The sequence below is a fragment of the Pseudoflavonifractor sp. 60 genome (genome assembly GCF_009911645.1).
Taxonomy (GTDB): domain Bacteria; phylum Bacillota; class Clostridia; order Oscillospirales; family Oscillospiraceae; genus Lawsonibacter.
This window is the reverse complement of sequence record NZ_QWKI01000221.1, coordinates 1-3,209: the sequence shown is the minus strand read 5'-3', so window position 1 is coordinate 3,209 and position 3,209 is coordinate 1. Positions and strand designations below refer to the sequence as shown.

3 protein-coding genes and 2 pseudogenes are annotated in these 3,209 nt (G+C 52.9%); 1 reads left to right on the top strand and 4 read right to left on the bottom strand.

Annotated elements, in window-relative coordinates; genetic code table 11:
* A pseudogene (locus D1646_RS20055) lies at nucleotides 1–195 on the top strand (recombinase family protein); the annotation flags it as partial.
* 48 nt (nucleotides 196–243) lie between these two features.
* Here D1646_RS20055 and D1646_RS20050 read toward each other — a convergent pair.
* The 4 genes and pseudogenes from D1646_RS20050 to D1646_RS20040 all read right to left on the bottom strand — a co-directional run bounded on the left by D1646_RS20050 (nucleotide 244) and on the right by D1646_RS20040 (nucleotide 3,088).
* The gene (locus tag D1646_RS20050) at nucleotides 244–1,755 is read right to left on the bottom strand and encodes a recombinase family protein (protein ID WP_160638153.1); all 1,512 of its coding nucleotides are present in this window, start codon (nucleotides 1,753–1,755) and stop codon (nucleotides 244–246) included.
* Nucleotides 1,756–1,843: 88 nt separating this feature from the next.
* Nucleotides 1,844–2,020 (bottom strand): hypothetical protein, encoded by a 177-nt coding sequence (locus D1646_RS22800; protein ID WP_201754779.1) that lies wholly within the window; start codon nucleotides 2,018–2,020, stop codon nucleotides 1,844–1,846.
* A 201-nt stretch (nucleotides 2,021–2,221) separates the two neighbouring features.
* Nucleotides 2,222–2,569 carry a replication initiator protein A gene (locus D1646_RS20045; protein ID WP_160638152.1) on the bottom strand — a complete coding sequence of 116 codons (348 nt, stop codon included), beginning with the start codon at nucleotides 2,567–2,569 and terminating at the stop codon, nucleotides 2,222–2,224.
* Nucleotides 2,570–2,719: 150 nt separating this feature from the next.
* A pseudogene (locus D1646_RS20040) lies at nucleotides 2,720–3,088 on the bottom strand (cysteine-rich VLP domain-containing protein).
* Between the last annotated feature and the right edge of the window lie 121 nt (nucleotides 3,089–3,209).

Sequence of the window (3,209 nt, the reverse complement as noted above, 5' to 3'; positions counted from 1 at the left end):
GCCTACGCAAAACAGAACGGCTTTTCCAACCTCAAATGGTACACGGACGACGGATTCTCCGGGGCAAATTTCCAAAGCCCCGGCTTCCAGTCTATGCTTGCCGACATTGAAGCGGGGCTTGTAGGAACGGTTATCGTAAAGGACCTCTCCCGGTTAGGGCGAAACTATCTGCAAGTGGGAATGTACACAGAACTACACTGGACAAGGGCATAAAAAGAAATTGGCCTGACGGTATGTCCGCCGTCAGATTTTCCACTCAATTTGCAGCTTCTCGCTGGTGGCGCGAATGACGGTAATCATCAAATCCACCACCTGCTGCTTGTCCTCAAAGCTGACATTTTCCCAATCATCCAGATAGCCGGAAATCGTGTCAATCTGCTCCGGGGACACCGCCTCAGCGGTCAGCTTGGCAATCTCGCTGGCAAGGGTTTGACGGCGGCTGTCCAATTCCTCAATCTTGGCATTGGCGTAGGAGATCAGCACCGGGGTCGCGCCTGTCAGCGTGTCCAGCAGCTTTTCAATCTCACTTTCCACCCGGGCCAGTTCCATCTGCTTTGCCGTCAGCTTCGGGCTGGCAGCTCTTTTCTTTTTGCGGCCCGTCAGCGTCTTGTAGTCCTCCAGCTTCTTCACCATCTGCTGGTAAACTACTTCCTCCAAATCGTGGAGCCGGACAGCACCACAACCTGGACAGGATTTATTTTCCGCACGTTTCGAGCAACGAAAATAGAGATGTCCGCAGGAGTGAGCCGCCATCAGAGCGTAACCGCAGTTACCGCACTTGATTTTCCCAGCCATCCATGAATGACGGGCTTTCCTCGCGGGTTGGTAACTTTGGCTTGCCATGATTTTCTTTCGCACTTGGAGCCACAAATCAGACGGGATGAAGCCCTCGCTGGGGGCCAGCACCAATATCTGGCCTTGCAGATACTTGTGCTTGTTGTCGGTGTTGCCCTTGCTCCGATAGTAGTAGCAGCCGTTGGTTCCCGCGAAGTCGGCGGCATCGTTATAAATCTCCGTCCCCTGGCTTTTGAAGAACTCGTAAATGTCCAGGTCAGCCATAGCGTAGATGGGATTGCGAAGTATCATGCTGATGGTTAACCGGGAAAACGGTTTGCCAAAGTAAGACCTCACACCCTGGGCTGTAAGCTGGGCGGCAATATCATGGAGCGAGATGCGGGGGGCGTTATACATCTTGTACATCTTCCGCACGAACGCCGCCTCGGTCGGCTCAATCACCAATTTCTTTGTATGGATGCCGTCAATGATGATAGGCTCCGTCCGAAAGCCATAGGGCGCTCGGCCTCCCATTTTGAAACCGCGCTGACACCGGGAATACCATGCGTCCTGCACCCGCTTCTGGATTGTCTCACGCTCCAACTGTGCACACACAATGCAGATGTTCAGCATCGCCCGGCCCATCGGCGTGGAGGTGTCGAACTTCTCTGTCGAGGATATGAACTCCACGTTGTACTCCTGGAACAAAGCCATCATGTTTGCGAAGTCGAGAATGGAACGGCTGATGCGGTCGAGTTTGTAAACGACCACCCTGGCGATCAGCCCGCGCTTGACGTCCTCTACCAGCATTTGAAACTGGGGCCTGTCCGTATTTTTGCCGCTGTAACCCTGATCTTGATATTCCTTGTAACTCCCGCCTCTCAATTCGTATTTGCAAAACTCAATCTGACTTTCGATGGAAATGCTGTCCTTCTTGTCGATAGATTGTCTTGCATAAATCGCGTCAATTCGATTGTTCATTTTGCGCTCCCTTTCTGAAAAGAAACGGAGCTGCTGACAGCCTCATTATACCGTCAGCAGCCCCGCAAATCAATCTCTATCTGAAAAATTACAGGGCGGGCTTCTGCTGGTACTTGCAGAACACCTCATAAAGCCGCTGCTCCAACTCCCGGCGCTTTGCCGCCTCCTGCTCCGGGGTGAGAATGGGCGTAAGGTTTTCCAGTGGAATTTCCCGGCCCTGGAATTTGACAATCTCAGTCTGCGTTTTGTAGCTGATATGCTCCATAGGCAACTCCTTGTTTTCAGAATTTTCATGGTGGACATTTGTCCGAAAAGTGGGCGCTATTTACTCCCACTCGTTTTACTTATACTTGTTATTGCTCTTATAGTTCTTATTAGGGGCCAGGTTTTTTGCCTGCGTCAGCCGGATTTCTGCCCTATTACAAGAACAGTTTTCCGGCCATGGTGAAGGACAAGTTTTTATCCATCAGGGGTGGCTAAATTTTTGTCCATCAGGCAGTTTCACATAGATATGATTTGGCTGGGAGAACTGCTGCCGCTTACGCTCAATCGGCCATGCCGCCTCCAACTCCGCCAACGCACTCTTGGCGGTGGTAAGGCTCTTGCCGAGCATTTTAGCGATTTTCTCAATCGGGAAAATGATGTAAATTCTCCCGGCCTCATCTGTCCAACTATTGAGCTGGGACAGCCTCGCCCGGTCAAGCAAAATGGCATAGGTCAGCTTGCCGGTAAGGGTCGAGTCCATCTCCATCAGGAACCAGGGAAAAAAGAAATAGGGCGGCAATTCGGTAGTAATCGCCATGTAGTCAGTCATGGGTGTCGGCCTCCTTTTTGTTGGGTTGCCAGACCGCCGCCGTGGGCCGTTAGAGACCCGTTTTCGGGGGGTGAAAGGAAATGTATCAGGCCCCTGTTGAGGGCGGTCTTGAAAGCCCTGATATTACGGCATTTTCAGAGGGTACCTTTTCTACACATCAGCCCGGTTTTTCCTTGCCCACGCCCGCTTGCTGCATTTGGCTCGGTCTGCGGCACAGGCGGAGCAATAGAGTGTGTTGTGCCTGGGCGGGGCAAATGGCCTCCCGCACTCCCGGCATCGCCGCCGTCTGACAGAGGAAGGCGGGAACAATGCGGCGCACAGGCCAGCGTCCAGAGGAAGAACGGCAGCGCGAAACCATTTGCAAATCAGGGAATAGGTGATGCTCTGCGGACAGATACATTCCTCGCCGTTGTCCAGGAGCAGGCAGTTCCCGCAATCGTAGTTGCAGCACTCCCGCACCAGCCGCCGGGCAGTTCGGTACTACTGGTAGGTCATGTGAGGGATTTCGGACGCTGCCATTTCACACGCTCCCCCGGCAAAATCCAAAAACGTCAATTTGGCATTTTTAACGTGAGTGCCAATCTGGCGTTGACAATACCTGACCCGCAGGAACGGAACAGACGCGAAGCGGGTGTTCCGC

Bases quoted from the DNA above. Each gene is read 5' to 3' on its own strand.
- D1646_RS20050 (WP_160638153.1), bottom strand. From the start codon at position 1,755: ATGAACAATCGAATTGACGCGATTTATGCAAGACAATCTATCGACAAG.
- D1646_RS22800 (WP_201754779.1), bottom strand. From the start codon at position 2,020: ATGGAGCATATCAGCTACAAAACGCAGACTGAGATTGTCAAATTCCAG.
- D1646_RS20045 (WP_160638152.1), bottom strand. From the start codon at position 2,569: ATGACTGACTACATGGCGATTACTACCGAATTGCCGCCCTATTTCTTT.